The 1,824-nt window shown below is 63.9% G+C and carries 2 protein-coding genes; both read right to left on the reverse strand.

Annotation, left to right across the window (positions count from 1 at the left end; genetic code table 11):
* A partial coding sequence (locus ACFSNN_RS12485) for an ABC transporter permease (protein WP_377779175.1) occupies positions 1-680 on the reverse strand: 680 nt, incomplete at its 3' end.
* A gap of 54 nt (positions 681-734) precedes the next feature.
* Positions 735-1,824: ABC transporter substrate-binding protein (locus tag ACFSNN_RS12490; protein ID WP_377779172.1), on the reverse strand; the 1,090-nt coding region annotated here is incomplete at its 5' end.

Here is a 1,824-nt window from a genome sequence, read left to right on the forward strand (position 1 = left end):
GCGATCATCTCCGCGCTCACCAGACAGAACCACGCGGTGCCCATGCCGATCGACAGGCCCGTGACGATCGCGGGCGCGGCGCCCGGCAGGATCACTTCGGCCAACAGCGCGCCACCGCGCGTGCCGAGCGAACGCGCGGTCGCGACCAGGCGCGGATCGACGCCTTCCACGCCGTGAATCGTGTTGAGCAGGATCGGAAACAGTGCGCCGATGAAGGTGATGAACATCATGCTCATCTCCGACGAAGGAAACATCAGGATTGCGAGCGGGATCCACGCAACTGCGGGAATCGGCCGCAACACTTCGAGCGGTGGCAGCAAGGTGTCTTCGAACGCGCGATAGCGGCCGATGGCGAGCCCGAGTCCAATACCGACGACGCTCGCCGCGACAAATCCCACCAGCACGCGCGTGAGGCTCGATAGCAGGTGCATCGGCAGCTTCGGCGAGTGGAGCAGGGCCCAGGCGGCCGGCACGACATCGCTCGGCGCGGGCACATTGGCGAAAGTCACGAAGCCGAACGACACATGATGTTCGGCAAAAACTTGCCAGATGCCCACACAGGCCAGAACGGCGACGATCCTGGTCAACGCGCGGATCAGGCGGGCCGGTCTCCAGACACGCGCACTGACTGCGCCGCGCCGGATGCGCGTAGTTTCCGCGGCTTCAAGAATGGCTGACATCGAGGACTCTCCTGAGTGAGGCGCGCCAAAGCACGCCAAGGCGCCGCTTATCGGTCAGCGCGCCGCGACGGTCTGGGTCGCGTCGGTTTTGGCGGCGGCGAAATCCACGACGTTGCCGTTCACCTGCTTCGCGTAGCTGTCCGCGTTGTCTTTCAGCAGGAATCCGGCGAGGTTGCCCTTGGCGTCCTTCACGTACCACGCCTGGCTGGCAAACAGCTTCAGTCCGCTCGCGTGATCCTGGATATAGACGACGCGCACTTTCTTGCCGCCTTGTTCGAGCGTGTTGACCGCGGCGAATGCCTCCTGAGCCGACGCATAGTCGCGCACCTTGCCTTCGCCATCCACCCAGACCTGCGTCACGCTGCGCGGATCGGTGATGCGCTTGCCGGTTTGCGCGTCGTTGGCGACGAGTGGTTGCTTCGCGTGGTTCTTGAGCGCCGCATCGTAGTTCAGGCCGGACTGCCTGAACGCTTCGCGGATGTAGCGGTCGTCGATGAAGGTGTTCACATCCAGATCGACGTCGGTCTTCTTCAGCAGCTTGAGCGTGCTGATGGCTGTGACCGTCGCCTGACGGTATTCGGGTTTCCACGTCAGATCGCGTGTTTGCAAACCGAGCGGCCCGTGAAACAGATAGTTGACNNNTTCCGGATAGCGCTTCGCATAGTCCGCGTCGACCAGCGTGCCGTGGAAGGTCGGCGCATGCGTCTGTGCGCCGTCGTAAATCTTGCGAGCAAAGCCGCGGAACGGGAACAGTTCGGCGAACGGCACGAAGTCGGCGTGGGCGTCGATCTTGTGCGCCTTCAACGCGCTGCCGGCCACTTCCGGCGACTGCGTGATGATGTTCACGTCGGTCTCGGGATTCCAGCCTTGCGCCTTGACGGCCCGCAGCAGCATGCCGTGCGCCGCTGAAGCGAACGGCACGGAGATCGTCTTGCCCTTCAGGTCGGCGAGCGAGCGGATCGGCGAGTCGTCCGGCACGACAATGCCGTTGCCGCTGCCGTCGATGCTGCCCGACAGCACGGTGATGAACACGCTCTTCTTGCCGGCCTTCTGGAAGGCCGCGCCGTTCAATGAGCCGGGAAAGTCCGCCATCGATCCGAAGTCGAGCTTGCCAGCCACCATCTCATTGGTGATCGGCGCGCCG

The sequence above is a fragment of the Paraburkholderia dipogonis genome (assembly GCF_042680985.1).
Taxonomy (GTDB): Bacteria; Pseudomonadota; Gammaproteobacteria; order Burkholderiales; family Burkholderiaceae; genus Paraburkholderia; species Paraburkholderia phytofirmans.